Source organism: Neptunomonas sp. CHC150 (assembly GCF_030397555.1).
Taxonomy (GTDB): Bacteria; Pseudomonadota; Gammaproteobacteria; order Pseudomonadales; family Balneatricaceae; genus Neptunomonas; species Neptunomonas phycophila.
This window is the reverse complement of the sequence record NZ_JAPNXU010000010.1, coordinates 267,858-294,794: the sequence shown is the minus strand read 5'-3', so window position 1 is coordinate 294,794 and position 26,937 is coordinate 267,858. Positions and strand designations below refer to the sequence as shown.

The following is a 26,937-nucleotide window of genomic DNA, read 5'->3' as shown; positions in this document are numbered from 1 at the left end:
TAATGGGTTGGCAAATGTCTGCTGTTAAACCGACATGGACATTAGGAAAAGGATCATAAGAGCATGCGTAAAAGCTTTGAAATAGCCGGTATTACTGTGGCTCCGGGAAGTCGAACAGTGGTTGACCTTCCGATGCCAAAGCAAAGTAATCATTCCAACATGAATATGCCTTTGCATGTGGTACATGGACGCCGCAATGGCCCTGTGTTGTTTATCAGTGCGGCCATTCATGGGGATGAGTTAAATGGAATTGAGGTCATACGACGTGTTTTAGCTCATAAGTCCATCGCGAAAATTGCTGGCACTTTAATCGCAATCCCTGTGGTGAACAGTTACGGATTAATACAGCAAAGTCGTTATTTGCCAGATCGCCGGGATTTAAATCGTTCATTCCCAGGGTCGCAGAAAGGCTCTTTGGCTGCTCGATTAGCTCATTTATTTGTAGAAGAGGTGGTGTCTAAGTGTACACACGGTATCGATTTGCATACTGGCGCAGTACATCGCAGTAACTTACCTCAAATTCGTGCCGATTTAGATGACGATGAAACCCGCAAGCTTGCAGAGAGCTTTGGTGTACCTGTGTTGTTAAATGCTTCTTTAAGAGATGGTTCTTTGCGAGGCGCCTGTAAAGAATATGGCATTCCTGTTTTACTTTATGAGGCGGGCGAAGCGCTGCGTTATGATGAATCGTCTATCAGAGCCGGTGTTACCGGCGTGATGAACGTGATGCGCACACTGGGTATGCTCCCTGCTTCGCGGCGTAAAGGTCGTGCTTACGAACCTTATATAGCCCGCAAAAGTGTATGGGTTCGTGCCACTGAAAGCGGCATGATGCGCATGATAGTTTCGCAAGGTGAACATGTCGCTAAAGGCGAATTGTTAGGTTATATCGACGATCCTTACAGTGGTGGGCAGCATGCGGTTAACGCAACACACGAAGGTGTTGTCATTGGTCGTTTAGAGTTGCCCATGGTGCATGAAGGTGATGCGGTTGTGCACATAGCTTGCTTTGAAGACAGTGTGAGTGATGTCGCTGATGAAGTGGAGTCGTTTCAGATAGACTATACCGAAGACCAAATTGGCGATTAATACTCGCCCATAAAAAAGCCCTCCAACTTAGGGAGGGCTTATCAATCGTATTGACGCGTTAGCTAGTAAGGCGTTTTATTCACCAAATTTAGCTTTAGCTTCGATACGGCGACGATGTAGGACAGGCTCTGTGTAGCCGTTCGGCTGTTTAGTCCCCTCAAACACAAGCTCGCAAGCTGCTGCAAAGGCAACGCTACCGTCAAAATCAGTAGCCATGGCTCGGTATGTAGGGTCGTTTGCATTTTGAGCATCGACGACGCTTGCCATGCGTTTTAAGGTTTCCATCACTTGTGCTTCAGAGCAAATACCATGATGTAACCAATTGGCAATATGTTGGCTGGAAATACGCAGTGTTGCACGGTCTTCCATCAATCCAACATTGTTAATGTCGGGCACTTTCGAGCAACCGATACCGCCATCAACCCAACGAACTACGTAACCCAACAGGCCTTGCGCATTGTTATCCAGTTCTTGCTGAATCTCCTCGGCGCTCCAGTTAGGGTTGGACGCGACAGGAATTGTCAAAATGTCATCAAGGTTAGCACGAGGGCGTTCTTTGATCGTTTTTTGCAATTCGAAGACATCGATCTGGTGGTAGTGCATGGCATGCAAGGTTGCCGCTGTTGGGGATGGAACCCATGCTGTGTTAGCGCCGGATTTAGGATGTGCTACCTTGGCGGCCAGCATGTTGGCCATCTGGTCGGGAATGGCCCACATACCTTTACCAATTTGAGCTTTGCCGCTCAAACCGCAATTAAGACCGTTATCAACATTCCAGTCTTCATAAGCACTGATCCATTTGGCGCCTTTCATATCACCTTTGCGGATCATAGGGCCTGCTTCCATGGAGGTATGAATCTCATCACCGGTGCGGTCTAGGAAGCCTGTGTTGATAAATACAACGCGTTCTTTAGCAGCGCGTATGCACTCTTTTAAGTTCACGGTAGTGCGGCGTTCCTCGTCCATGATACCCATTTTTAGGGTGAAACGGTCGAGCTGCAAGCCGTCTTCAACACGTGCAAACAGTTCATTTGCGAAGGCGACTTCTTCTGGGCCATGCATTTTCGGCTTAACGATATACATAGAGCCTGTTGTCGTGTTGCGGAATTTGCCCAAGCCTTTCATGTCGTGAAGGGCGATCAACGTAGTCACCATGGCATCCATGATACCTTCGGGGACTTCGTTGCCTTCGCTGTCGATGATGGCGCTGTTTGTCATGAGGTGACCTACATTACGGACAAACATCAAGCTGCGACCTTTGAGTACGACGTCGGAACCATCAATACCCGTATAAACACGGTCGGGGTTCATCACTCGGGTAAAGGTTTTTCCGCCTTTAGAGACTTCTTCTGACAAATCTCCTTTCATCAGACCAAGCCAGTTGCGGTAGATGATTGTTTTATCAGCCGCATCAACGGCGGCAACGGAGTCTTCGCAGTCCATGATGGTGGTTAATGCAGACTCCATCACAATGTCTTTCACGCCAGCGGCGTCATCTTTACCGATAAGGTGGCTACGATCGATCTGCACTTCAAAGTGCAGTCCGTTGTTTTTAAATAAAATCCCTGTTGGGTTATCCGCCTCACCCGTGAAGCCTATTAGTTTTTCAGGATGCGCCAACGTGGTTTGAGAGCCATCACGTAAGCTAACGACCAAAGCGCCTTCTGCAATACTATAACCAGTTGAATCTTTATGTGATCCACTTGCTAGGGGAGCGGATTGATCCAAGAAGTTACGGGCAAAAGCGATCGTTTTTGCGCCACGTACGGGGTTATAGGTTTTGCCTGCTTCGGCTCCGCCATCGTTAGAGATAGCATCAGTCCCGTAAAGAGCATCGTATAAGCTACCCCAACGCGCATTAGCGGCGTTGAGAGCAAAGCGAGCATTCATCACAGGAACAACGAGCTGAGGACCGGCCATCGTTGCCATTTCAGGGTCAACATCGGTCGTCTCGGCTACAAAATCATCGCCTTCCGGCAGTAAATAGTCGATCTCGGTTAAAAAAGCTTTGTAAGCATTAAGATCGAATGCCTGACCTTTACGGTCGAGGTGCCACTGATCAATTTGCGCCTGGATATGGTCGCGTTTGGCTAATAGCTCGCGGTTACGAGGTGCCAGATCGTGGATGATTGAATCCATTGCAGCCCAAAAAGTATCGGAAGATAAACCGGTTCCTGGGATGGCTTCATCAGTAATAAAATTATAAAGACCTTCAGCGACTTGTAGGCCGCCAGTCTGTACCCTTTGACTCATAGTAGTAATGCCTCATTGTCATTGTTTCCAGCCCGGAGCGAGGCAACCATGACCGGTAGTTAATGTCGTGCACAGATATACGCCGTGATAGGCAAAGATTGTGCAATGCAAAAATACCCTAAATATGAACCATCTGTCCTCCCTGTCAAGCCTAAAGTATGAGGCGGATTAGCTAAAAGATGACACATGAGCTGGCACTAAAGGTGAAGGTTATCTACTAAAAATGCTGTGTGGACAGCCTGTAAGCAGATGTTTGTGAGGCGCGAAAGTCTTAAACCGCTTCGCAATAGTTACCGGCTCTAATGCGAGCCGGTAACTGCGTTTTTTGAGATGCAAGGGCGCCTTTGTTGCTCTTGCTTAATGAGGCCGTTAATAAACTAAGATTTCTTTTTTGGCGCTCGGTGTAAATGCACATCCATTTGCGGGAAGGCGATTTCAATACCGTTCTCTTTAAAACGTTGATCAATCGCTTGGTTGATTTCATGCGTTACTTCTAATCGGTCGCTTAAGCTGTTTACAAAGATCCGCAATTCAAAATCTAATGTGCTTGCACCAAATGTTAAGAAAAAGGCATTGGGTGCAGGGTCGTCTAATACGCGTGGATGCTCATTGGCTACCTCAAGCAGTAGTTTATGAGCTAACTTAGTATCAGAACCATAAGCAACGCCCACTAGGATGACTACACGAGTGATTGGGTCTGTAAGCGACCAGTTAATGAGTTGGTCTGTTACAAAGGTCTTGTTGGGAATAATGACTTCTTTACGATCAAAATCAGTAATCGTTGTTGCGCGTATCTGGATTCGGCTTACGGTGCCAGAAATACCTCCGACGGTGACCATATCGCCAATACGCATGGGTTTTTCAAATAAGATAATGATACCCGAGACAAAATTAGCAACGATTTCTTGAAGACCAAAGCCTAGCCCGACACCTAGTGCGGCAATTAACCACTGCAGTTTAGACCATTCAAGGCCAAGCTGAGATGCTCCGACCATGATACTAACGACAATCAAAATGTATTTAGTGACGCTGGTAATCGCGTAAGAGGTGCCTGGCGCTAAGGTAATGTGTCGTAAAACAAGCAGCTCAAGCAGCCCCGGCAAATTGTAAGCCGCTAATACACACAAGCTAATAAGCACTAAGCTAAAGAGCAGATTCTTGAGTGTAATCGCCTGCGAAATAATGCTCCCCGCCGAATCGACATCGCCACCCCATAAAACGATTTGGTCAAGCATATCGAGCGTAGGAAGAACTGTTTTAATCAACATCCACAATAAAGTTGCAAAGATAATAACCGTGACGGTTTTTAATAAAACACGTGCTTGGTCTGAAAGTGTCTGTACATCTATGTAGTTTTCTTCGAGAGCTGCTATTTCTTCATTTTTTTCTCGTGCTTCGAGTATTTCATTGCGGCGTATTTTAGCGCGCTCGTAGGCTAAGTGGCGCTCTTCAATAAGTAGCCAGCGGTTGCCCAGTTTAAAAATGATAAACGTAGCAGCAATAATTCCGGCTAACACTAATAGGATTAGCATGGTAATGGTGCCGGAAAAAACATAACCAAATAGAGCTACGCCGATGCCCAGTAGATGGATAACCACTAAGCTGGATAGCCAGAATTGAGCACGTTTCCACCAAACCTCACCGTTTAAAAAAGTATCAATGTGTGGGGCTAAACGTAACATCGCTAACCAGAAAATGGCCACGAGCGTTGCTAACGAGATGAAGGCTAAGCGCCCAATACCAGACTGTAGGGTGTTTGAGTTTGACTGGTCAGTAACCAGCAGTAACAGCACCAGAGGCATACCTAGCCAAAAAAGTGGGTGTATAAAAGCGCGTAAACTTTTGCATAGCTTGACTGGCATAGCGAAGTGGCCCGCTAACAAGCCATGCGGTGTTCGAAGCCAAGCGTGGATAATGAGATATATCCATAACCCCATACTGAGCACATTGGTCAGCTGGATAAGTGCATCGTTTGGCCATGCCTCGGCATTTAGAATCTCGTGGCCTATAAAATAAATGGCGGTCGGCAAAGGCAGCGACGTAACGATAGGCATCCACACCATATTGAAAGAGTGGATAAATTTATCTTTTACTACATGTCCAATAGCGTTTGCCCACTCTGGTGCTCTGCGGCGATAAAGCCGCACGGTCACAATAGACAGTAAGACAACGCCAAGCCATAAGGCGATTTTAGGGATCCAGTTAGCAGAGTGTTGTATCAGTGGGATTGTTTTGTATGGGGTGATGATGTCCACCAACGGACCCACACCGTTAATGATCTCAGCGGGCCAATCGGGGGTTACCGGTTGGATACTGGGGATCCATAGCAAATGTTGTGAAATTAGTTCCCGTCCTAGGCGTACTTGGTTATTAATTTGCTCCTGAATAGTCAGCAGCTGTGAGAGCTCATTAATGGCCTCACTGCTTGCATCATTAATGCGGGTTAGCAGCGTTTTTTTGTTGTCGATTAACGCATCGGCCTGTTGTTGCAGCCCTTGCGATAAATCCGGTAGTTGCTGTTCGCGTTCAAGACTAAACAGCTGGCGGCTAATATTAAGGTTTAATAAGCGTAGTTCATTGATGCCATCTTTAGTCTCGCTTGTGGATATAGGCTGAGAAAGACGTCGGGTAAATGTGCGCAGCTCAATCCCCAAGGGCTGATTACTCAGCTCTAATTCTTGCTGGATAGTACTATAGCTTTGGCTCACTATCGTTAATTCAGACTCTAGGCTACTACGTTGCTGTCTTGCTTGTGAGCTTTGTTGTTGTACCTTTTTTAATTGTTCCCCCAAAGTCTGGTTATCTTTCAGCAAGGAGGCAATGACAGGAGATTGTGTGCTGTCTTTTGAGTTAGAGAGCTTTTCGAGTGCCTCTTCGGTTTCACTTTGTCGCTTGCTTTGTATGATCTCTTGTAACGCTTCAATGAGGCTGTTTTGCTCCTTAATTTGCTGCTTAAGGAGGTCAAGTCTAGCTTGATCAAGGTTATTTCGGTTTGGTTGATGCAGTATTTGTAATTGAATGTATTGGATTTGGGCGCTGCGCTGGGCAAATTGCGCTTCGGTTAAATCATTATTGTTTTCTGCTAGTTGTACGCTCGTCTGTTTTAACTGCGTTAATTGTTCGCGCAACTTGATAAGGTACTGATCACTTTGATTAATAGTATTTTGTAATTGCTCTTGTTGTTGCTCAAGCTCTAATTGCTTAGCTTGCTCTAATGTTTGGCGCTGTTCTAGGTTGCTAATGCTTTGTTGCATTAAGCTAGCTCGGTCGATACTCGGCGTGCGTTGTTTGAGCGAAGAGGTTAATTGGTTGAGCCGTTCTGTATAGGTCTCTAGCTCTTTACGTAGCTCGGCCGACTCCTTATCAAACGTCGTGGCTTCCTGATAGGCTGTTATAATTTTCTGTAGCCGCTCTCTTTGCTGTTTTACATCGGGGTCGCTATCCTCAGTGGGAAGCTGCTCTAATCGTTGTTGGTTAAGCGCAATATTATCCGCATAATCTGCAAATACTTGAGTGCATAAAGCACTAAGAGAAAACATTAAGAGGAACAACCAGCGGTTTAAAAGTCTCATACTGTCCTTGACGATAATAATAGCTCTATGGATTGATTGATGTGGTAACGATAGACACAATTTTTGAGGCTAAGTTTAGTGCGGATATTACCCGCGCCCATACATTTGTTAAAGAATATCCGTAACTAAAGCGTCAGGATGCCAACCTAATGACTCACTTCAATGCTGATGAAATGCGCAGTCAATTACGCGCATTCAACCCTGAAACACCATTTTTAATAGAGGGTGTATGGCAAGAGTACCATGCACTTTATAAGCTTGCCTCTTCAGTGGAGAAGTATCATTACAGTATGGGTATTGAGGTGCTGGATGATACCGAACTAGTTGTTCAGCTGTTTGCTCCCAACGCGGATCTTAAACGAGCAAAAGGAACCGTTGTACTCATGCATGGTTACATGGACCATGTGGCGCTGTACGGAAAATTGATTAGCCACATAGTAGAACAGGGGTGGGCACTGCTCAGTTATGATTTACCAGGCCATGGTTTGTCGTCGGGTGCCAGCCACGCGATTGGTCGTTTTTCCGAATATGCCGCGCAACTAGAACAGGTGTTGTCGCACCATCCGCAACTAGCATCACCCTTGGTACTGATGGGGCAAAGTACGGGAGGTGCAATCATTCTGGAGCATCATCGTTTGTTTGGTGATGCGGTTGCCTCGGCTGATAATAGTGGCGTTTCAGAACGCTTAGATGTGGCGCATCGTATTTTGTTAGCGCCTTTAATACGACCCAAACAATACCGCGCTATTCAGCTGCAATATCATATCTTTCATTACTTTCTGGATCGTGTGAAACGCTTTTACACACCCAATTCGCATGATAAAGGTTTTACACGGTTTATACGTGATAAAGACCCATTACAAAAATCATGGGTATCAGTCGACTGGATTGGCGCTATGTTGGAGTGGGTTAAATCCATTGAAACGTGGCGACCTAAGCAAACCGACGTGACTGTTTTTCAAGGGACAGATGACCAAACGGTGGAGTGGGAGCATAACTTAGCGGTTTTGAGTGACATTTATCCTACGATAAACATTCATAGGATCACTGATGCGCGGCACAATTTAGCCAATGAAGATGATCAGTGGCGTGTGCCCGTTTTTGAAGAAATCTCTCGTATCCTCGCCGCCCAAAGCCAGTGAGCTAATGCTGTCGAGCCTTTAAGGAAACAAAAAAGCAGCTGAGTGAAACGCCCGTCTGGATAAATATTCAGAGGGAGTCACGCCGCTGCTTTTTATGAGAGCGTGGTACTTAGAATAAACGGCGGCAACGAATAGTGCCGTTTACCTCGCTCAACTTCTCAAGCGCTACTTCCGAGCAATCAGCATCTACATCAATAACAACGTAACCGACTTTCTCGTTGGTTTGTAGGTATTGGCTAGAGATGTTGATGTTATTCTCAGAAATGATGTTGTTAATTTTAGACAACACGCCTGGAATATTCTGGTGTACGTGCAATAAGCGGTGAACATTTGGATGCTCAGGCAATGCGACTTCTGGGAAGTTAACAGAGGTAATAGAAGAGCCATTATCACTGTATTTAACCAGTTTTTCGGCTACTTCATAACCAATGTTTTCTTGCGCTTCCATCGTGGATCCGCCCACGTGTGGTGTTAGGATCACATTGTCGAACTCGCGCAGTGGAGAGACGAACTCGTCCTTGTTAGAACGAGGCTCAACAGGGAATACATCAATGGCGGCGCCCAGTAGTTTTTTACTGCGTAAAGCATCGCATAAGTCATCAATAACTACGACAGTGCCGCGAGCTGCGTTAATGAAAATAGAGCCTTCTTTCATTTGCTCAAACTGCTCTTTGCCCATCATATCTTTGGTGGACTTAGTTTCTGGCACATGAAGAGAGATGATATCGCAAGTGCGCAGCAATTCATTGAGGTTTGCCGATTGCTTAGCGTTACCTAATGGTAATTTATTGATCACATCGTGGAAGTAAACTTCCATACCTAACGCTTCTGCAAGCACGCTCAGTTGTGAACCAATGCTGCCGTAGCCCACGATACCGAGTTTTTTGCCGCGGATTTCATAAGAATTTACCGCAGATTTCTGCCATTCGCCACGATGAGCTTTAGCGTTTTTCTCAGCCACGCCTCGCAGTAATAAGATAGCTTCAGCTAATACTAATTCGGCTACAGAGCGTGTGTTTGAATAAGGAGCGTTAAAGACGGCCACACCTTGGCGTGAAGCGGCTTCCAGATCAACTTGGTTCGTACCAATACAAAAACAACCGACGGCGACCAGTTTTTGGGCCGCTTCGAAAACCTGCTCCGTAAGCTGAGTACGCGAACGAATACCCACAAAGTGTGCATCAGCGATTCGTTCTAGCAGCTCTTCTTCAGGAAGCGAGCCGGTGTGAAATTCGATGTTGGTGTAACCGTTAGCATTAAGCGTGTCGATAGCGGACTGGTGTACGCCTTCCAACAACAGAATTTTAATTTTGCTCTTATCCAGTGAGGTAATCTTGCTCATCGTCTGTAACTCTTTACTTGGGTTCAGAAATAGGGACTGAGAAAACAGCACATCAGGCTGTAAAAGGGCGCTTATAGTATCACAGCGATAGATGAAAGTGATTGAACTAAGGTGGCGGATTGCTGGAAAAATATTCAATCAATGTTGAATGGCATTGACGCAGTGGTTGCATGGGTTCACAAAGCCAAGGGTTGCGTATTGCCTGTATCTAGAGAGCCAAAGCGCTAGCGGGCTAGCTATGAGCGCTTTGGTAACGACATCAGTTACTTAGCTGTAAAAGCACAAGTAAGCCGTAGCTTGCTTCACTTTGAGTTGGAACTTTTGGTTAGCCTCTACGGAAAACTCTGTTCCAGTAGGGTAACTAACGTAGTCGGTTGCGCCAGGCAGCTTAACGATCAATTCGCCACTAACGACTTTCATGAGCTCTTTTACGCTGGTGCCAAACTCGTATTCACCGATATCCATAACACCGGCAGTGACTTTGCCTTCTGAATTTTCAAAGCCGATAGACTTTACATTACCATCGAAATATTCGTTTACATTTAGCATCTAAGTTCTCCGATTGAATCTGCGCAGCATCATAGAGGCTGGATGGACGTTTGGCTATTGAAAAAATCTAAGAGAAAGTCAATAAATGCGCGGTTGGCTTGTGATAGGTAGCGGTCTTTATTCCACGCAATGGCTAAGTCTAGCCAAATAGGTTCGGCAAAAGGTAGCGAGACAAGGTCTGCTTCGTCGGCAACGGCCATTCCTAGCAGGGTGGATATACCATAACCCTGTTTTACAACAGATTTGATCAGAGGTACTAGGTTGGTTTCAAAGCCAATGTGTGGCTTGGCGCCAATTTGGTTGGCCAACCGGTCAACAACGTTGCGATGAAAATAACCTTGTTTAAACATCACCAGTTCTTCTTTAAAGAACTCGTCATAGGTAACGCTCGTTTGCTGCGCTAATGTGTGATGTTTACTCATTGTTACTAGCATCGGCTCGCGTAAAAAGACGGCTGTTTCCAGAGATGGCGTAACAAATTCTGAGACGACAACACCCATATCCAGTTGGCCTGCCTCTATCATCTTTTGCAGGTTCCACGTTCCACCTTCAATAACCTCTAAGTCTAAGTTTGGATAACGGCGTTTGAAAGCGAGTAAGATGGGAGGGAAGTAATACGACCCTAACATACTGGATATGCCTATTCGCACTTTCCCTTGTTTCAAGCCTTTGAGTTCACGCATTTCGAGCTCTGCGCTGGCTAAGTTACTTAGGATGGTGTTGGCGTGTACCAGTAGTCTTTCGCCTTCATCTGTTAGCCGGATGTGGCGGTCACCGCGGTGAAACAGGGTTAAGTCTAGGGATTCTTCCAATTTGCGAATCGACATACTGATAGCGGGTTGAGCAATGTGTAATTGTTCTGCGGCGCGCGAAAAGCTTTGGCAGTGGGCTACGCGTTGGAAATAACGTAATTGCTTAGTATCCATATCAATATTTCTTATGTTGTTTATCATTTCTATATATTTTACTGATTCTAATCTGAGGCGTACGCTAGCGCCATACCTATCTTGACTCGGCCTATTGGCAGACTATTTTGGAGTTTCTTATGATCGAAGCTGGTTCTTCTGCTTTTTGGCGTGCCACGTTAGCGCTGTGCCTTGGCTCATTTATGATTTTTGCTAATGTGTATGTGACACAACCATTGCTGCCGACTATGGCGCATCACTTTGATATATCCGAGTTAAAAGCGAGCTGGAGTTTTACCATCACAACATTAATGTTGGGACTTTCTCTGCTTATCTATGGGCCGTTATCCGATGCCATAGGACGAAAAAATATTATGGCGGCAACGATGTCGGGCGTTGTACTAACCACCTTTTTATTATCGCAAACACAAGATTATCATCAGTTACTTGTTTTGCGAGGGGTTCAAGGCTTTTGCTTAGGCGGCCTGCCAGCAATAGCGGTCGCTTACTTAGGAGATGAGTTCCGTAAGGAAGCGATGTTGATGGCTGTTGGTTTTTACATCAGTGGAAACACGCTGGGAGGGATTGGCGGCCGATTAATTGGTGGTTTTGTTGGGGAATGGCTAGGCTGGTCAGAAGCTTTTTTAGTCATGACGCTGATTAGCTTTGTATTGCTCGCCGCGTTTTTGTTTTTATTACCTGCCTCTGAACACTTTAGCGCTAAGCCGTTACATCCGGCTTCAATGTTAAAAGGTATGAAGAACCATTTGCGTAATCCGCTGTTAATCTGTGCCTACCTAGTAGGGGGCTTTAACTTTTTCATATTTATCAATCAATATAGTTTTATTACTTTTGTGTTGGCTGCAGAACCTTATCATTTGTCACCAGCATGGTTAGGTATGCTTTTTTTAACGTATTTAAGTGGCACAGTGGGCTCGGCGATGTCAGGTAAAATCGCTAAGTCTATTCCACAAACAGTCTGCATGATGGTGGGGATTGCCTGCATGATGGTAGGTACATTGGTAACCCTGTTACCTTCAGTGGCTGCAATTATAGTGGGCTTTCTTATCAGTGCCTTTGGTTTCTTTTTTACGCACTCTACCGCCAGCGCGTGGGTGAGCCATAATGCTAACGAGAACAAAGCAAGTGCGTCTTCACTGTACTTGGTATTTTATTATTTGGGTGCCAGTACAGGTGGCTTTTATCTGTCGCCTTTTTGGCAATGGGCACAATGGGAGGGAGTGGTAGCAGGCTCGCTTCTGGTGTTGTTTGCTACTTTGAGCGTTGCCTATATGTTGCATCGTTTACATCGTCAACACATGACGATTGGCGCAGTAACGCCATAGTGGCATGGCTGAATGAAGCGTGGAAGCCTTTACATGGTAAAGAGGCTAAGCACGGTTAAGTGCTTAGCCTTGTAGCAAGTACTTATCAACTGCATATAAGTACTCGTGGCGTACAGTTAAGTACGGCTAGTTATTTCTAACAGGTGGTAGCCAAATTGTGTTTTGACGGGGCCGTGAACTTTGTTAAGTTCGCCTGAAAATACCACTTCGTCAAATTCGCGTACCATTTGACCGCGGCTAAACTCGCCTAGGTCTCCGCCTTGTGCACCAGAAGGGCAGCCGGATTTTTCTTTGGCAACTTTTGCAAAATCAGTACCGCTTTCGATTTGCTCTTTTAATGCTAAACACTCAGCTTCTGTGTTTACTAAAATATGGCGCGCACGTGCTCTAGCCATGATATTCCCCATTTAGTTTGACGATAAAGCGGTATAGGATACCGTTATTGGCGTGTAAACAAAAACATGCCTGCTATATGTTTGTACAAGATGAATTCACAATAACAAGGCTAACAAAATTGAGGTAGTTATGGCTTTTCAGCATTGCTTTACTGACGGTCGTTCGACTGGCTTGTGTTTAGGGAAGATAGTTTGTGTAGGCCGCAACTACGCGGATCATGCTAAAGAGCTTAATAACCCAATCCCTACGGAACCGCTACTCTTTATTAAACCCTCGACATCGGCGGTTACTATGGAGCAATCGTTTGCCATTAATGAGCAATGGGGTAGCGTGCACTACGAAACTGAACTGGCTATATTAATTGGTGAAACACTCACTCATGCTAATGAAGCTGAAGTCGCGAGTGGAATAGCGGGGGCAGGGCTTGCGTTAGACCTAACCATACGGGATGTACAGAGCAAACTAAAGGAGAAAGGGCAGCCATGGGAACGTGCTAAAGCGTTTGATGGTAGCTGTCCTTTATCGGTCTTTGTTCCGATAGAGCAGATAGATGATCTGCAAAACATACAAATTCAATTGCAAATTAATGGTGAAATGCGCCAAGACGGCAATTCATCAATGATGTTGAATAAGGTTGTTCCTTTGATCAGTGAGATAAGCCAGCTTTTTACATTAGAGCCTGGTGACGTCGTGATAACGGGGACTCCTGCTGGTGTAGGCCAGCTCAGCAAAGGAGATCAGCTAGTCGCGTCGTTAGTTAATTTATTGCGTGTAGAAACCACCGTGGAAGGTTAGGTTTGATACAGCATTGTTGGAAACGCTACTGGCTGATTGCGCTGTTGGCGTTTTTTTCCCACGGGGTTCTAGCTGAAACGGCTCATTGGCAACAGCCGTCGTTTATCGAGCAGAGCTTTTTAACGATAGCTTTAGGAAGTGAGTACAACACAGCGGCTCGCGTGATCCATAAGTGGCGTAAGCCCGTTCGGGTGTATGTAACGCACCAAGTGGGTGATCAGGCCTTGCATGAATCCTTACTTTCCCAACACATTGCTCATCTTAAAAAGATTACACAGCATGATATTGCACTAACCGACCGAGCTGATCAGGCAAATGTGCGGGTCTTTTTTACTCAGGAAAGTCGGCTAATACCGCTTTTAAAAAAATATACCGGTGCAAGCACAGTAAAGAATGAGCGGGGCTCTGTTTGCATTGCGTCTTTTCGCCGTAATGCGCAGTCTGAGATAGTCGAAGCGCGCATCTTTATACCCGTGGATCGTGCTCGGCGGCATGCTAAGTTACTCGCCTGTATTGTGGAAGAGATAACTCAGGTCCTAGGGCTTCCTAGGGATGACGATGCGGTTTATCCCTCTATTTTTAATGATAAAAGTACTGATACATTGCTAACGGGCTTGGATGACTTGTTGCTGCGTATTTTATATACCCCTGCAATAAAGTCCGGTATGAATGAAGCTCAGGTGAGGCCTAAAGTACGTGCCGCTATTCAGTCCTTGCAACAAAAAGGTATGATCACTAATTCAGCGTTACGGGTTCGCTCTGAAGGTGAGCTGTATCAGTTGTTTTAGTTAAATGAGTCAATAAGGAAGTGCGATGCTGTGGATTAAAATGTTTCATATTCTTGCCATGACCAGTTGGATGGCCGGTATCTTTTATTTGCCGCGTATCTTTGTGCATTACACAGAAGGGCGTGAGGCTGGCCAAGATGTAGAACGTCTGAAAATTATGGCGAAAAAGCTCTTTGGTTTTATGACGGTGATGGCGGTATTTACCTTAGGGCTAGGTCTTTATCTGTGGCTAGGTTATGGCTTTTCAGGTGGCTGGTTACATGCCAAATTAACATTTGTCGCTTTACTTATAGGGTATCACTTTTGGTGTCGTGCTTATCTCCAAAAGATGCTACTAGATGAGTTGGGAAAAACAGGCCGTTACTTTCGACTTTTTAATGAGTTGCCCTTACTCATTTTTATCCCTATTTTGATTTTTGTCGTTGTTAAACCTTTTTAATCCGTTATCTACATTAAGCTCTCGTAGAGTGGCTTACGACTGAGTGTTCGATACAGTGGGTTAACGTAGGTGGGCTGTTAGTGAGTAGGCTCGTCAAGCTTGCTTTTAATCGCATTGATACGAGCGCTAAGGCGATCTGTTCGCTCACGTAGGGCGTCTACATCGGCCAAAAAGCACTCAGCCTCGACACGTGGTGGGAGGATACGAATTTCTTCTTGGATATATTCGTTAATGTTCTGCGTTACGCTGGTGGTTACTTGTTTTGCATAGTTTATCTGACCGCGCGTCAGCGAAACGAGTTGGTGTGCCGGTAGGTTACCCGTGATGTTAGCTAGTAGTGCTTCCCAGTCTATTTCTAGTTCGGCCAGTATCGTTTGAAATTGGCTGGCTAGCCCGGAGTTTCCTTCAACACTAATGCCGTGCCCAAAAAAGTGTTCGCTCTTATCGTTGCTGTTTAGCAGCTTCATAAACGTAACAGAGTCGCCGCGCAACAGGACATCTGGTGAGCTGGGAAACTGCTGCTGTAGCTGAACTCCCCCTTGAATAGGGAGAATAAATAGCGATAAAGGCAGGTCTGTTACCTCAAATTGAATAACATTTCCTGCCAGTGCTTCGAGACGTTTACAAGTAACGGCATCTGTCTTAAGTAAGGGGTTGATTGTCTGCTCAACTGATTCGAGTATCGCTGTAGTAATCATTGCGAGTGACATAAGTAACGCCTCGTTATCTGGGTCAGTACTTGTAAATTAAGGGATGCTCTATGGTTTGATACCCGTGTGTAAAGCAACCACTCCGCCTGTCATGTTCTGGTACTTACAGTTGACTAATCCTGCGTTTTCCATCATTCCTTTGAGTGTATCTTGATCAGGATGCATGCGAATCGATTCAGCCAAGTAGCGATAGCTTTCACTGTCGTTTGCAATAATCTTACCCATTGTAGGTAAGATATTAAACGAGTAGAAATCGTACATTTTGGTGAGCGCAATGTTATCTGTTTTAGAAAACTCAAGAACCATGACTTTACCGCCAGGCTTTAATACACGTGCCATTGAGCGTAAGGCGGCGTCTTTGTCAGTTACATTACGCAAACCAAAAGCAATGGTTATGATGTCAAAAGTGTTGTCTGGGAATGGTAAACACTCGGCATTAGCTTGAACAAACTCTACATTTCCAGCTACACCGTTATCAATTAGGCGATCGCGCCCCACTTTAAGCATGGAGTCATTAATATCAGCCAATACAACTTTGCCGGTAGATCCTACAATGCGCGAGAAACGCTTGGTAAGATCGCCCGTGCCTCCGGCTATGTCCAAAATGGTATAGCCTTTACGAGCACCGCTTTGTTCGATGGTTAGCTTTTTCCAAAGGCGATGAACTCCACCAGACATGAGATCATTCATGAGGTCGTATTTACCGGCCACAGAGTGGAACACATCCGCTACTCGTTTAACCTTTTCATCCGTTGGGACTTCTTTGAAACCAAAGTCGGTAGTGGATTTCTGATTTTGTTCGCTCATAGTGACCCGCTCTGTCTGCATGTGAGTATCAATTGACGCTGGCATTGTACCGAGGACAAGTGTATTTGTCCTGTCTGAGATGTGGCTGATGTTGTTAAAACTAAACGACTTTAAATTTCCCAATGAGTCCGCTGTCACGACTTTCCCCAGCCGCCTCTAGCTTACTTAAGTATTCGGCCCAGTATTTTTCCTGATGTAGGGCTAAATCATATAAGTAAGGCCAGGTAAATAAACCGCTGTCATGTCCATCATCAAAAATAATTTTGAGTGCGTAATTTCCAGATGCTTGTATGGCATTAATCCCAACAAACTTTTTACCTGTTTGCAGTACGCCGTTACCAATGCCATGACCACGAACTTCGGCAGAAGGAGAATGGACGCGTAAAAACTCAGCGGTTAGCTCATAACTCGTGTCACCATAAAAAAGCTCTAGAGTTTTCGATTTTTTATGTAACTTAATATTAGTGGGCAGTTGTGATGCATTCATCTGTATTTACCTATCAAAAAAGCCGGCTTCAGCCGGCTTTAATCTACATGCTTAATCTCAGTGTATCACTGCTGTTTAGAGAATGTAGTGGCTTAAGTCTTCATCATTGCTGAGCGCGTTAAGTTGTGAGTCGACGTACGCTGCATCAATCGTGATCGTTTTGCCTGTCTCATCGGAGGCATTATAAGACAAGTCCTCTAATAAGCGCTCCATCATGGTGTGCAAGCGGCGCGCACCAATATTTTCTGTGGACTCGTTAACCTGATACGCTAACTCGGCAATGCGCGCAATTCCGTCTTCTGCAAAAGTGATATCCACCCCTTCTGTTTTCATTAAGGCGATATATTGAGCTGTTAGTGAAGCTTTTGGCTCAGTTAAGATGCGGCGGAAGTCTTCCGGCGTTAATGCATTAAGCTCAACACGAATAGGTAGGCGGCCTTGTAGTTCAGGGATTAAGTCCGAAGGCTTCGCTAAGTGGAAAGCACCAGAGGCAATAAATAAGATATGGTCAGTTTTGACCATGCCGTATTTGGTGTTAACTGTACAGCCTTCGATTAGCGGCAGTAAGTCTCGCTGCACACCTTCACGAGAAACGTCGCCGCCGCTGGTTTCTGCACGTTTACAAACCTTGTCGATCTCATCTAAAAAGACAATGCCGTTTTGTTCTACAAGCTCTACAGCATTTTGTTTGAGATCTTCTTCTTTGACTAGTTTGGCGGCTTCTTCTTCAATTAAGAGCTTTAGCGCTTCTTTGACTGGCAGGCGGCGGCTCTGTTTGTTACCGCTACCTAAATTAGAAAACATGCTTTGCAACTGGCTGGTCATTTCTTCCATGCCTGGCGGTGTCATGATTTCTACGCCCATTTTAGGCTGGCTTAATTCAATCTCAATTTCTTTGTCGTCGAGCTGACCTTCACGCAATTTTTTGCGGAAAATTTGGCGGGTTGCATTGTCCGTTTTACTGTCAGCGGGTGCTTCGTCAAAGTTGTTTGGACGAGCCTGCGGTAGTAGAGCATCTAGAACGCGCTCTTCGGCTGCATCCTCTGCACGGAATTTTACCTTTTCGGTTTCTTGAACCCGTAAAAGCTTGATCGCCATGTCCATTAGATCGCGAATAATGGTTTCCACATCGCGGCCCACATAGCCTACTTCGGTAAATTTAGTGGCTTCGACCTTGATAAAAGGTGCGTTGGCTAGTTTTGCTAGACGACGAGCAATCTCAGTTTTACCAACCCCAGTAGGGCCGATCATGAGAATGTTTTTAGGTGTAACTTCTGGACGTAGGTCATCTTCGAGTTGCATGCGACGCCAGCGGTTACGTAGGGCTATCGCAACAGATCGTTTGGCGTCCTGCTGGCCAACGATATGGCGATCCAGTTCGTGGACAATTTCACGAGGTGTCATGTTAGACATATTAAGGCTCCAGAATCTGGTTAGGACTGCTTGGCGGGCAGGCTTTCTAAGGTAAGGTTGTGGTTGGTAAACACACAAATATCAGCGGCGATGTTTAAGCTTTTTTCAACAATCTCAAGTGCGCTGAGATCGGTGTTCTCTACTAAGGCTTTCGCTGAGGCCAGCGCATAGTTACCGCCTGACCCAATCGCTATCACACCGTCTTCGGGTTCGATAACATCGCCTGATCCTGAAATGAGGTAGGTTTTTTCTTCGTTAGCGACCAACATGAGGGCTTCCAGCTTTCGTAAAGCGCGATCACTACGCCATTCTCGGGCTAGGTGGATAACCGCATTGACGATATTGCCGTGGTGTTTATCAAGTTGTTGTTCAAATAAATCACGCAAGGTGATGGCGTCAGCAGTACTACCTGCAAATCCAGTAATAACCTTGTGCTTTGGAAGAGGGTTGACCTTACGAGCAGTTCCCTTCATTACGGTGTTGCCTAGAGAAACCTGCCCATCACCGCCAACCACTACTTGGCCTGCGCGGCGTACTGATACAATCGTTGTCATATTGTTAACCTTATTAACGGTTCTTTAATAAGGAGGATATGGGATGCCCCTCGATAAATTTCAAGGGGGCGAGTCAAATCTGATTTAATCGATAGCGATTGTCATGGGGCTAATGCGCAAACGAGTAAGCTTATCGTGCACCTTGTTCATTTCTGAGCGGTTATCAAAAGGGCCTATGCGTACGCGATACCAAATGCCGTTGCTACCATCAGATTTATTGGTATGTACGTTTTTTAAACCGGACAATAATAACTGGGCCCGCATTTTTTCGGCATCTGCAGCGGTGCGGAATGAGGCGGCTTGGAGCACATATTTTTTATCAAGTTTGGCGGTGCGTGGGGTGGATTTATAAGCGGCTACCTCTGCCGGAGTGATTTCGGTTTTTGGTAGCAGGTCATAAAACTCATAACGATTAGGGGCGTCAGTCGCTTCAGCGGTCGTTGATTGTTCAACCACTTTTACAGGCTCAGGCTTAGCGGGGGTAACGGGCTTGGGTGTGGCAGCCGGTTGTGCTTTGGGTTTAGGGGCTGGCGGCGCCGCTTGTGTGGTGCGCTCGGGCACTGTAGGAGTGCTAGCGGCCGTTTTGTCGGGCGACTTCGTAGGTGCCCTCACGGTTTCAGGTGAGTTGGGGTCAATATTAATTAAGCTATTTAGCAAATAGATAAGCCCAGCGAGTGCGGCTAGGCTTAAAAAGGCGAGTCCCCATGGCTTTTTCTTAGGCGGCGGAGGCGGAGCCGCTTTTTGAGCGCGTGGTTTTGCTGCCGGCCGTGATGGGCTGGCAGAGGAACCATTACGTTTTCTCTGTACGAAATCTTTACGCGATGCCATGGGGTGAAATCCTTCTTACAACCTGTCTTGCTTACAATCTATCGCTTACATCTGCTCAGGGGCGCTAACACCTAATAACGTAAGGCCATTATTGATAACCTGACGGGCGGCTTCGCTCAGTGTGACACGTGCGTTACGCATATCTGCATCATCAATCAGCATTTTGTTAGCGTTATAGTAAGCATGGAAATCATTGGCTAGTTCACGTAGGTAGTTAGCCAGCGCATGTGGTTCATAGTTAACGGCGGCATTAGTTAAGACTTCAGGGTACTTGGATAATTTAACAATTAAGTCTTTTTCGGACTCGGTATCCAATTTGGCTAAGTGCTCCAAACCTGCTTCTTTGTCCCAACTCCAGCCTGCTTCTTCGAGTTTGCGCATGACAGAGCATACACGCGCGTGAGCATACTGGATGTAATACACAGGATTGTCTTTAGATGACGATTTAGCCAGCTCTAGATCAAAGTCCATATGCTGGTCAGCTTTACGAGCCACATAGAAGAAGCGACAAGCATCTTTACCCACTTCTTCGCGAAGCTCGCGTAAGGTCACAAAGGAGCCAGAGCGCGTCGACATCTGCACGCGCTCTGTGCCGCGGTATAAAATGGCAAATTGCACTAGGCGTACTAGCAAACGATCTGGGTTATAACCAAGCGCTTCGCAAGCGGCCTTCATGCGGGCAATATAGCCGTGATGGTCTGATCCCCAAATATAAAGGACTTTGTCGAAGCCTCGCTCAAATTTGTTTTTAAGATAGGCAATATCTGATGCGAAGTACGTGGTTTGCCCGTTGGCGCGACGAACAACACGGTCTTTGTCATCACCAAACTCAGTAGAGCGGAACCAAAGGTTGCCATCTTCTTCGAACAAGTAGCCATTCTTATCAAGTGTTTCTAAGGCGCTATCAACATCGCCGTGCACAGCTAAGCTGCGTTCTGAAAACCATTCTTGATAGGTGACGCCAAAGTCGGCGAGGTCATCGCGAATATCACTGAGGATAGAGTTTAATGCGGCATCAAAAAATACGGCATAACCCTGCTCTCCAAGCAGTGCTTGTGCGCGTTCGATAAGCGCGTCTATATGTGTTTCTTTGTCGCCACCTTGGGGTTCATCCGCCGGTATGTCCGCCACGACAGTGGAGATCGCATGTGCGTACTTATCACCATCGCTATCAATGATGCTTTGCGCAATATCGAAAATATATTCGCCTTTATAACCATTGCTTGGAAAGGTTACGGCTTCGCCTTGTTTTTCTAGGTAACGCAACCAGACGCTGGTCCCTAGAATATTCATTTGGCGACCCGCATCATTCACATAGTACTCTCGCTCTACCGGGACCCCGGCGGCTTCAAGTAAATCAGCTACTGACGCCCCATAAGCGGCTCCGCGTCCGTGACCTACATGGAGAGGGCCGGTTGGGTTGGCGGATACGAACTCTACTTGAACGCGCTCATCCTGCTTGGCAAAGCCGCGACCAAATTCCGCTTTTTGCTCTAAAATGGTATTGATGACGGCGGCTGTTGAGGCTTGGCTTACGAAAAAGTTAATAAAGCCTGGCCCTGCAATTTCTGTTTTTACAAGGCTGTCCGAAGCGGGTAAGGCATCAATTAGCTGTTGAGCTAGCTCACGCGGGTTTCGTCGTGCCGGTTTTGCTAAAGTCAGTGCGATGTTGCTGGCAAAATCACCGTGAGCTTTGTCGCGTGTGTTTTCAACCATGATGTTAGGCTGGATATCGTCGGCTAATACGCCGTTCTTGATCAAAGTGTCTAAGGCGACGCTGATCAGATCTGCAATCTGCTGTTTCATTGACTTTAAATCACCGGTCGGTTCGAAAGATTGTAACGAGTGTCGTTAAAGAACCGAGTATTATCCTCTGTTGTGGCGGGGATGTTAACCCCTTGCCACAACAGATTGTCTGTTTTTTTAAGCTTTCGTGTTTAGGTTCTAAAGCGTTGGATTAATGCGCGTTGCGCTTCGGCGATACGAAGTAGCCCAGAGCTGCTCTCGGAAGCTTGGTTGGCGCCTTTGGCTGTTTCTGTCGATGCCGCATTAATAGCAACCAATGTACGGCTTACTTCCTGTACCGCATGCGTTTGTTCGGTAGACGCCGCTGCTATTTGTGTATTCATTTGGCGAATACTGTGGATAGCCGCTTGCATGGCCTGCAAGGCATCATTCGATGAGCGCGCGTAGTCCACACAGCGCGCGGCTTGATCATGGCTGTCTTGCATGCTGGTAACAACACTACTAATGCGGTGCTGCATGTTGCTGACCATGGACTGGATTTCTACGGTAGAGTTTTGCGTGCGGCTCGCTAGTTGGCGTACCTCGTCGGCTACCACAGCAAACCCACGTCCGTGATCTCCTGCGCGTGCCGCTTCAATAGCGGCGTTGAGTGCTAATAAGTTGGTTTGCTCGGCGATGGTGTTAATCGTTTCGAGAATGCTATCAATCTTCTTGCCATCTGCAGCCAACTCGGTTGATGCATTCATTGCGGATTGGATAACTTGCGATTGAGATGTAATGCTGTTGTGCGTTTGTTCCATCTTCTTGTGGGCGTCGCGGCCAAGGTCATCGCACTTTTGAACACTTTCTAGCGTGGCGTCAGAGTGCTGAGAAACCTCCTCGACTGAATGCTCTAATTCGGTAGCGGCCGCTGAAGTCTGTTCGAGTTGCGCGCTCTGTTGATCCATCGACTTGGTCGTGGATAAACTGATGCGCTCATTTTCAGACGCAACTTGCGATAGTTCTTGTGAATTTTTTAGCATTTGCTTGAGGATATCTCTCAAACTATTCGTCACGGTATTTAAGTCGGCCGATAGTAATCCAAACTCATCTTTACGACGTTGATCAAACTCCACCGTCAGGTTGCCTTGGCTTAGTTCGCCCAATTGATGCTGGATCTTAGCGAGTGGTTTGCGGATGGTTAACAAAATAATCCAGCCCACCAAACCGGCAATGAGCAAACCAATGATGCTCAAGCCAATAATCAACGATTTGCTAGTAATGATTGCGCTGGCAGCGGTAGCTTGTGCTGCTTGTGTATTGGCTAAGCCGATAGAAAGAACGTTGTTGAGCGATGCTTCTGCTGTGTCTTGATGTGTTTTGGCGATTGCTAATGTTTCGTTGCGCTTGTGTTGATTATTGTTTTTATTGATATAAGCGCCTAACAGGCCAGTATCGTCCTTGAGTGCGTCAGCGAGCCCAGTAATAACCCCCTCTATACGGGAAGCTTTGGGGTCCTGTTGCAGGAAGCTTTTATAGCTTGATAACATTTTTCCTTTTAGCTCACCCATGGATTTTTTGAGGTTACCAAGGTCGCCAGTTTTTTCGTAAATACGAATATTCAGGCGAATGTTATTAATTACCTTATTAAGCCCTTGGTACTCAGAAATGGCGGTGGGCGATGCTCGTCCTGAGCTGATATAGCGTTGTCCCCAGCGAGCTAATGAGTCAATTTGAGATTGGAATAATTGGCCTTCGCTCACCATAGAGGTATCGATTAAAATGCCTTCAGCATGTAACCGTTTTAGTATTTTAGCCGCTTCATGGTATTGCTCTGCGGAAGTTTTGGCATCTACTAATGCCGTGTTGATCGGTGAGCCTTCTGAGGTTTGCGCCTGCAGCTGCTCTATTTCTTGATGGAACTGCTCGTAGCTTTGATCAAAGCTGTCGATGTGTGTTTGGAAATCTTCAGCCCCGCTGTTGAGAAACTGTAGCAGGGCTTGGTTCGCGTTATTAAGTGATAGTATTTGCTGGTAACTGCCCACGAGCTTAGGGATTGAATCTTCCGAGACAACTTGGAGCTGTTGGTTGATTTTATTAATCCCCGTTATGCCTCCAATACCCACCACAAGAATGGTAATGGCCAATATGCTAAAGCCTAGTATTATTTTTTTAACTATGTTCATCTGCTTTTACACCATAACGAAAGCTGAAATTTTGGGTGGTAGATGAGCGTGTTGTCGGCCTTTAGTACTAGATCATTAGGCTAATTTGTTAATGATTAGTTAATAAAGGTCATATGGGTCAACATCAACGGACCAGCGTACTTTAGAATGGCTTGGGTGCTCATCGCTTACTAAGCATAGATGAGATAAGCAGTTTTGCAGGTGAATTCGGGACGGGCAGCTTAAGAGCAGTTGGGAGCGAAATACGCCCGCTTTCTTCTCCATAGGTGATGGGAAAGGGCCTTGCCAATCAATACCCCCAAATGAGGGCGCTATAGCTTCCCGTAAGGATTGTAAAAAGCTTTCTGCAGTGCCTGGTTTTTGGGATTCAGCGCGTACAATGGCGATAAAGCGAAAGGGCGCAAGCTGATACTGTTTGCGAAGCGTTAATTCAGCAGCCGCAAACGCTTCGTAGCCTGCAAGGGCTAGATTGGTGAGCAGTGGATGATCTGCGTGCAGCGTTTGTAAAAATACAGTGCCAGGATGGTCAGCGCGCCCAGCGCGCCCAGCTACTTGGGTTATGAGTTGGGCGGTTCGTTCCATGCCTCTAAAGTCGGTACTAAATAAACCACCGTCTGCATCTAATATAGCGACCAGAGTGACTCTGGGGAAATGGTGCCCCTTTGCTAGCATTTGAGTGCCTACTAATATGCATGGCTCCCCGCTGTGAACTTGCTCCATCAGCTTATCGAGTGAGCCTTTTCGTGAAGTACTATCACGGTCAATGCGCAATACTGAGGTGTTAGGAAAGAGGCTTTGGAGTGTTTGTTCGGTGCGCTCTGTACCGGCCCCTTGTGGTTTTATTGCATCGCTACCACATTGGTCGCAACGGGCGGGAATGGGGCGTTGGCTGTCGCAGTGGTGGCAGTGTAAGTGAGCTGGGTTGTAATGCAGGGTCATACGGGCATCGCAGCGGCGACACTCGGCAATCCATCCACAATCATGGCAGCTTAAACTGGGCGCAAAACCACGCCGGTTAATGAAGACCAGTACCTGCGTGCCTTGCTCTATATGAGCTTTTATGTGCTCTATTAACACCTCACTAAGACCGTTGTGGAGCCGAGCGCCGCGAATATCTAGTAGCTTAAACTCAGGCGCTATGGCGTTACCAGCGCGTTGGCGCAAGGTAAAGTGACGATAGCGGCCTGATTGGCAGTTGTGCAGAGTCTCTAGCGATGGGGTAGCGCTCCCTAAAATTACCGGGATGTTTTCAGCATGCGCACGCACTACTGATAAATCTCTGGCTGAATAACGAAAGCCTTCTTGCTGTTTGAAAGAGCCGTCGTGCTCTTCGTCAATGATAATAATGCCGGGGTTCAGCAAAGGGGTAAATATTGCTGAGCGTGTCCCAATAATAATTTTAGCCCGACCATCACGCGCATCTAACCAGGCTTCTAGACGCTGTTTGTCGGTTAAGTTTGAGTGCAAAATGCGGATAGGGACATTAAATCGCTGTTTGAATCGTTGTACTGTTTGGGGTGTTAGTCCTATTTCTGGGACGAGCACAAGGGCTTGCTGTCCAGCATTGAGAACGTTAGTAATGGCTTGTAAATAGACCTCGGTTTTACCTGAGCCAGTGATGCCGTCCAGCAGAATTGGGCTGAAGTGAGGGGCGTTTTGTAAGTGTTGTACCACGAGCGCTTGTTCAGGATTGAGTGTTAGAGGCGCTTCCTTGAGAGGGTTGGATATGGGCGGTGTGCTTTCTTGCAGTTGCTCGCTGATCAGGCCTTTATTAAATAATGCTTTCAGTGCTTGGCTGTCGCCTCCTTCTGCCCGAAACGCTTCACGACTGATACCAGCAGGATGATCCGCAATAATTTGGAAGCTATTACGAAGTTTGCTAGCGTTTTTAGCGAGTTGTTCAATATTGGCATGAGGCGTGATTTGCCAAACATAATGATGAACGCTATCAGTCGAGCTTCCTTTGCGGAGTAAAGCGGGGAGGGCGTGTAAAACCGCATCGCCAACGGGGTGTTGGTAGTAGTCAGCAGCCCATAGAACAAGCTCCAGCATGTAGCTTGGGAGTAAAGGCTCTTCATCAATAAATTCGTTGATGGGTTTTAGTTTATTGCGTGGGACGTCAGTTTCAGTGACTTCATCTAATACAACACCTATTAATTCTCGACGCCCAAAAGGAACTTTTACGCGCCTGCCAATGCCTGAGTTTGTAGAATAGGCGTGACTGCTGTCTAAAGTCGCACTCTCCGTGCTCGTTTCGGAGTCGCAAGGAGGTAAATAATCAAAGAGCCTTCGTAAGGGCGAAGGGATTGCAACGCGCAGCAGTTTATTCATGTAACGTGATTGCCATTGGTGAGCACAGAGGGCTCAGTGTAAGGTTTTTTAAGTATGAGTTCACGGGTTGCAGTTGTCGTCGCGCGGCACTATAATGCCGCGCTAATTCCCCATAGTTGATTTTTTGATCAGCTTAATCTTTGTACGGTGCCTGGCAAAAGATCAGGTGGCGGTGCAAAAACATACTCGAGGTTAACATGAGAGCGGACATTCATCCGAATTACGGTAGCATTTCTATTTCTTGTTCATGTGGCAATACTATGGACATTAAATCTACAGCAAGCGAAAGCATGCACGTTGACGTATGCAGCCAGTGCCACCCATTCTTTACTGGTAAGCAAAAAGACGCTACTACAGGTGGTCGTATTGATCGCTTCAACAAGCGTTTCGGTGCTGTTGGTACTAAGAAAGACGCATAATTTAATGCGAACTGATTTGTTAAAAAAGGCACTCTTTATGAGTGCCTTTTTTGTGTCTGTAGTCGTATTGCCCACAAAATCGAGTGCTATGGGTTGTGGGCCCGTACTGGCAAATAAGTTGGTCGAGGTCTCTTATGTATACGATGGCGATACTGTCAAAATAGCCCAACGGCAAAAAGTAAGGCTGGCAGGTATTAATACGCCTGAATTGGATAGCACTAATCTCGTTATATCAGAGGTTGCGGCGCAAGCAACCGTTTTTACCCGCCACTGGATTGATCAAAACGCACCTGTATATTTACAAGTGGCTCAAGACGCAAAAGACAATTACGGGCGGACTTTGGGGTATCTTGTATCGGGTAGTGGTGAAGACCTAGGCGAGGCGTTAATCAAGAAAGGGCTGGCTTATGCGGTGACCGTCGCCCCGAATGATGAAAAGCAGCAATGTTATGCTCGTGCTGAAACGCTCGCGAGAAAGGCCCGCGTGGGAGTTTGGTCAAGTAAGTCGGTTGTGTCGCGTGCCTTAAATATCAATTCAGCCGGATTTCAATTAATCACAGGAAAAATAACACGCGTTTTTCATTTTAAAACGGCTGATGCGGTCGTCATTGATGATTCTATTGTTCTGATGATAAAGCCCAAACCTTCGATGCCTTTGCGTATAGGTCGGTCGTTAGAAGTGCGAGGCTGGGTAAATAAAAAACCTTTTCGTTACGACGATTTTACTGCTTTATATGTACTTCATTTGAATAATATAGCCAACATCAAAGTCTTATAGTCGCTCGAAACAGGCATAAATAGTCGCTCTGGCGGGCGATGCAGCATGAGATATAGTTGTTCAAATATTCCCTTTTCTATATG

General features: G+C 46.2%; 23 protein-coding genes. 8 read left to right on the top strand and 15 right to left on the bottom strand.

What is annotated here, in order from left to right:
- Positions 1–63: 63 nt before the first annotated feature.
- On the top strand, positions 64–1,089 hold the full coding sequence (locus OW491_RS13100; protein WP_075179196.1) for a succinylglutamate desuccinylase/aspartoacylase family protein: 1,026 nt from the start codon (positions 64–66) through the stop codon (positions 1,087–1,089).
- 75 nt (positions 1,090–1,164) lie between these two features.
- On the opposite strand, the gene OW491_RS13095 is transcribed toward OW491_RS13100, so the two are convergent.
- Positions 1,165–3,342, bottom strand: a complete 2,178-nt coding sequence (locus OW491_RS13095; RefSeq protein WP_075179195.1) for a malate synthase G — start codon at positions 3,340–3,342, stop codon at positions 1,165–1,167.
- 377 nt (positions 3,343–3,719) lie between these two features.
- The gene (locus OW491_RS13090; protein ID WP_290036401.1) at positions 3,720–6,914 is read right to left on the bottom strand and encodes a mechanosensitive ion channel domain-containing protein; all 3,195 of its coding nucleotides are present in this window, start codon (positions 6,912–6,914) and stop codon (positions 3,720–3,722) included.
- Between the two features lie 149 nt (positions 6,915–7,063).
- On the opposite strand from OW491_RS13090, the gene OW491_RS13085 reads away from it, so the two are divergent.
- Positions 7,064–8,056: an alpha/beta hydrolase gene (locus OW491_RS13085; protein ID WP_290036400.1), complete on the top strand. Its 993-nt coding sequence runs from the start codon at positions 7,064–7,066 to the stop codon at positions 8,054–8,056.
- 109 nt (positions 8,057–8,165) lie between these two features.
- Here the strand turns inward: OW491_RS13085 and serA are convergent, their stop codons facing one another.
- The 3 genes from serA to OW491_RS13070 all read right to left on the bottom strand — a co-directional run bounded on the left by serA (position 8,166) and on the right by OW491_RS13070 (position 10,873).
- Positions 8,166–9,398: a phosphoglycerate dehydrogenase gene (gene serA / locus OW491_RS13080; RefSeq protein WP_075171059.1), complete on the bottom strand. Its 1,233-nt coding sequence runs from the start codon at positions 9,396–9,398 to the stop codon at positions 8,166–8,168.
- Positions 9,399–9,665: 267 nt separating this feature from the next.
- Complete coding sequence (locus OW491_RS13075; RefSeq protein ID WP_075179192.1) at positions 9,666–9,947, bottom strand: pyrimidine/purine nucleoside phosphorylase; 282 nt, start codon at positions 9,945–9,947, stop codon at positions 9,666–9,668.
- Between the two features lie 29 nt (positions 9,948–9,976).
- On the bottom strand, positions 9,977–10,873 hold the full coding sequence (locus OW491_RS13070; protein WP_215150739.1) for a LysR family transcriptional regulator: 897 nt from the start codon (positions 10,871–10,873) through the stop codon (positions 9,977–9,979).
- 119 nt (positions 10,874–10,992) lie between these two features.
- On the opposite strand from OW491_RS13070, the gene OW491_RS13065 reads away from it, so the two are divergent.
- Positions 10,993–12,198 (top strand): MFS transporter, encoded by a 1,206-nt coding sequence (locus tag OW491_RS13065; RefSeq protein WP_290036397.1) that lies wholly within the window; start codon positions 10,993–10,995, stop codon positions 12,196–12,198.
- 116 nt (positions 12,199–12,314) lie between these two features.
- Here the strand turns inward: OW491_RS13065 and OW491_RS13060 are convergent, their stop codons facing one another.
- Entirely contained in the window at positions 12,315–12,593 is a 279-nt protein-coding gene (locus tag OW491_RS13060; RefSeq protein ID WP_075171063.1) for a peptidylprolyl isomerase, read from the bottom strand.
- A 130-nt stretch (positions 12,594–12,723) separates the two neighbouring features.
- On the opposite strand from OW491_RS13060, the gene OW491_RS13055 reads away from it, so the two are divergent.
- The 3 genes from OW491_RS13055 to OW491_RS13045 are packed head-to-tail and all read left to right on the top strand — an operon-like array spanning position 12,724 to position 14,616.
- The gene (locus tag OW491_RS13055) at positions 12,724–13,389 is read left to right on the top strand and encodes a fumarylacetoacetate hydrolase family protein (protein ID WP_290036395.1); all 666 of its coding nucleotides are present in this window, start codon (positions 12,724–12,726) and stop codon (positions 13,387–13,389) included.
- 2 nt (positions 13,390–13,391) lie between these two features.
- Positions 13,392–14,177 carry a DUF2927 domain-containing protein gene (locus OW491_RS13050; protein WP_290036393.1) on the top strand — a complete coding sequence of 262 codons (786 nt, stop codon included), beginning with the start codon at positions 13,392–13,394 and terminating at the stop codon, positions 14,175–14,177.
- Between the two features lie 25 nt (positions 14,178–14,202).
- Positions 14,203–14,616, top strand: coding sequence for a CopD family protein (locus OW491_RS13045; protein WP_075171065.1), 414 nt, complete (start codon positions 14,203–14,205; stop codon positions 14,614–14,616).
- 77 nt (positions 14,617–14,693) lie between these two features.
- On the opposite strand, the gene OW491_RS13040 is transcribed toward OW491_RS13045, so the two are convergent.
- The 9 genes from OW491_RS13040 to OW491_RS13000 all read right to left on the bottom strand — a co-directional run bounded on the left by OW491_RS13040 (position 14,694) and on the right by OW491_RS13000 (position 25,657).
- Positions 14,694–15,326, bottom strand: a complete 633-nt coding sequence (locus OW491_RS13040; protein WP_290036389.1) for an SCP2 sterol-binding domain-containing protein — start codon at positions 15,324–15,326, stop codon at positions 14,694–14,696.
- Positions 15,327–15,374: 48 nt separating this feature from the next.
- Positions 15,375–16,133, bottom strand: a complete 759-nt coding sequence (gene ubiE, locus OW491_RS13035) for a bifunctional demethylmenaquinone methyltransferase/2-methoxy-6-polyprenyl-1,4-benzoquinol methylase UbiE (RefSeq protein ID WP_075179188.1) — start codon at positions 16,131–16,133, stop codon at positions 15,375–15,377.
- A 100-nt stretch (positions 16,134–16,233) separates the two neighbouring features.
- Entirely contained in the window at positions 16,234–16,620 is a 387-nt protein-coding gene (locus tag OW491_RS13030) for a DUF971 domain-containing protein (RefSeq protein ID WP_290036386.1), read from the bottom strand.
- Between the two features lie 75 nt (positions 16,621–16,695).
- Positions 16,696–18,033 carry an ATP-dependent protease ATPase subunit HslU gene (hslU, locus tag OW491_RS13025; RefSeq protein ID WP_290036385.1) on the bottom strand — a complete coding sequence of 446 codons (1,338 nt, stop codon included), beginning with the start codon at positions 18,031–18,033 and terminating at the stop codon, positions 16,696–16,698.
- A 20-nt stretch (positions 18,034–18,053) separates the two neighbouring features.
- The gene (hslV, locus tag OW491_RS13020) at positions 18,054–18,587 is read right to left on the bottom strand and encodes an ATP-dependent protease subunit HslV (RefSeq protein WP_075171070.1); all 534 of its coding nucleotides are present in this window, start codon (positions 18,585–18,587) and stop codon (positions 18,054–18,056) included.
- An 84-nt stretch (positions 18,588–18,671) separates the two neighbouring features.
- Positions 18,672–19,415, bottom strand: coding sequence for an SPOR domain-containing protein (locus OW491_RS13015; protein ID WP_290036384.1), 744 nt, complete (start codon positions 19,413–19,415; stop codon positions 18,672–18,674).
- A 45-nt stretch (positions 19,416–19,460) separates the two neighbouring features.
- Positions 19,461–21,221: an arginine--tRNA ligase gene (argS, locus tag OW491_RS13010; protein ID WP_290036382.1), complete on the bottom strand. Its 1,761-nt coding sequence runs from the start codon at positions 21,219–21,221 to the stop codon at positions 19,461–19,463.
- 131 nt (positions 21,222–21,352) lie between these two features.
- Entirely contained in the window at positions 21,353–23,326 is a 1,974-nt protein-coding gene (locus OW491_RS13005; protein WP_290036380.1) for a methyl-accepting chemotaxis protein, read from the bottom strand.
- A gap of 99 nt (positions 23,327–23,425) precedes the next feature.
- Positions 23,426–25,657, bottom strand: coding sequence for a primosomal protein N' (locus OW491_RS13000; RefSeq protein ID WP_290036378.1), 2,232 nt, complete (start codon positions 25,655–25,657; stop codon positions 23,426–23,428).
- Between the two features lie 197 nt (positions 25,658–25,854).
- Here OW491_RS13000 and rpmE point away from each other — a divergent pair, with 197 nt between their 5' ends.
- Together rpmE and OW491_RS12990 are read left to right on the top strand one after the other, a co-directional pair.
- Positions 25,855–26,076 (top strand): 50S ribosomal protein L31, encoded by a 222-nt coding sequence (rpmE, locus tag OW491_RS12995; protein ID WP_075171075.1) that lies wholly within the window; start codon positions 25,855–25,857, stop codon positions 26,074–26,076.
- A 37-nt stretch (positions 26,077–26,113) separates the two neighbouring features.
- Complete coding sequence (locus OW491_RS12990; RefSeq protein WP_290036376.1) at positions 26,114–26,854, top strand: thermonuclease family protein; 741 nt, start codon at positions 26,114–26,116, stop codon at positions 26,852–26,854.
- Positions 26,855–26,937 lie beyond the last annotated feature (83 nt).

Coding starts and splice junctions, on each gene's coding strand:
- OW491_RS13100 (WP_075179196.1), top strand. CDS start 64: ATGCGTAAAAGCTTTGAAATAGCCGGTATTACTGTGGCTCCGGGAAGT.
- OW491_RS13095 (WP_075179195.1), bottom strand. CDS start 3,342: ATGAGTCAAAGGGTACAGACTGGCGGCCTACAAGTCGCTGAAGGTCTT.
- OW491_RS13090 (WP_290036401.1), bottom strand. CDS start 6,914: ATGAGACTTTTAAACCGCTGGTTGTTCCTCTTAATGTTTTCTCTTAGT.
- OW491_RS13085 (WP_290036400.1), top strand. CDS start 7,064: ATGACTCACTTCAATGCTGATGAAATGCGCAGTCAATTACGCGCATTC.
- serA (WP_075171059.1), bottom strand. CDS start 9,398: ATGAGCAAGATTACCTCACTGGATAAGAGCAAAATTAAAATTCTGTTG.
- OW491_RS13075 (WP_075179192.1), bottom strand. CDS start 9,947: ATGCTAAATGTAAACGAATATTTCGATGGTAATGTAAAGTCTATCGGC.
- OW491_RS13070 (WP_215150739.1), bottom strand. CDS start 10,873: ATGGATACTAAGCAATTACGTTATTTCCAACGCGTAGCCCACTGCCAA.
- OW491_RS13065 (WP_290036397.1), top strand. CDS start 10,993: ATGATCGAAGCTGGTTCTTCTGCTTTTTGGCGTGCCACGTTAGCGCTG.
- OW491_RS13060 (WP_075171063.1), bottom strand. CDS start 12,593: ATGGCTAGAGCACGTGCGCGCCATATTTTAGTAAACACAGAAGCTGAG.
- OW491_RS13055 (WP_290036395.1), top strand. CDS start 12,724: ATGGCTTTTCAGCATTGCTTTACTGACGGTCGTTCGACTGGCTTGTGT.
- OW491_RS13045 (WP_075171065.1), top strand. CDS start 14,203: ATGCTGTGGATTAAAATGTTTCATATTCTTGCCATGACCAGTTGGATG.
- OW491_RS13040 (WP_290036389.1), bottom strand. CDS start 15,326: ATGTCACTCGCAATGATTACTACAGCGATACTCGAATCAGTTGAGCAG.
- ubiE (WP_075179188.1), bottom strand. CDS start 16,133: ATGAGCGAACAAAATCAGAAATCCACTACCGACTTTGGTTTCAAAGAA.
- OW491_RS13030 (WP_290036386.1), bottom strand. CDS start 16,620: ATGAATGCATCACAACTGCCCACTAATATTAAGTTACATAAAAAATCG.
- hslU (WP_290036385.1), bottom strand. CDS start 18,033: ATGTCTAACATGACACCTCGTGAAATTGTCCACGAACTGGATCGCCAT.
- hslV (WP_075171070.1), bottom strand. CDS start 18,587: ATGACAACGATTGTATCAGTACGCCGCGCAGGCCAAGTAGTGGTTGGC.
- OW491_RS13015 (WP_290036384.1), bottom strand. CDS start 19,415: ATGGCATCGCGTAAAGATTTCGTACAGAGAAAACGTAATGGTTCCTCT.
- argS (WP_290036382.1), bottom strand. CDS start 21,221: ATGAAACAGCAGATTGCAGATCTGATCAGCGTCGCCTTAGACACTTTG.
- OW491_RS13005 (WP_290036380.1), bottom strand. CDS start 23,326: ATGAACATAGTTAAAAAAATAATACTAGGCTTTAGCATATTGGCCATT.
- OW491_RS13000 (WP_290036378.1), bottom strand. CDS start 25,657: ATGAATAAACTGCTGCGCGTTGCAATCCCTTCGCCCTTACGAAGGCTC.
- rpmE (WP_075171075.1), top strand. CDS start 25,855: ATGAGAGCGGACATTCATCCGAATTACGGTAGCATTTCTATTTCTTGT.
- OW491_RS12990 (WP_290036376.1), top strand. CDS start 26,114: ATGAGTGCCTTTTTTGTGTCTGTAGTCGTATTGCCCACAAAATCGAGT.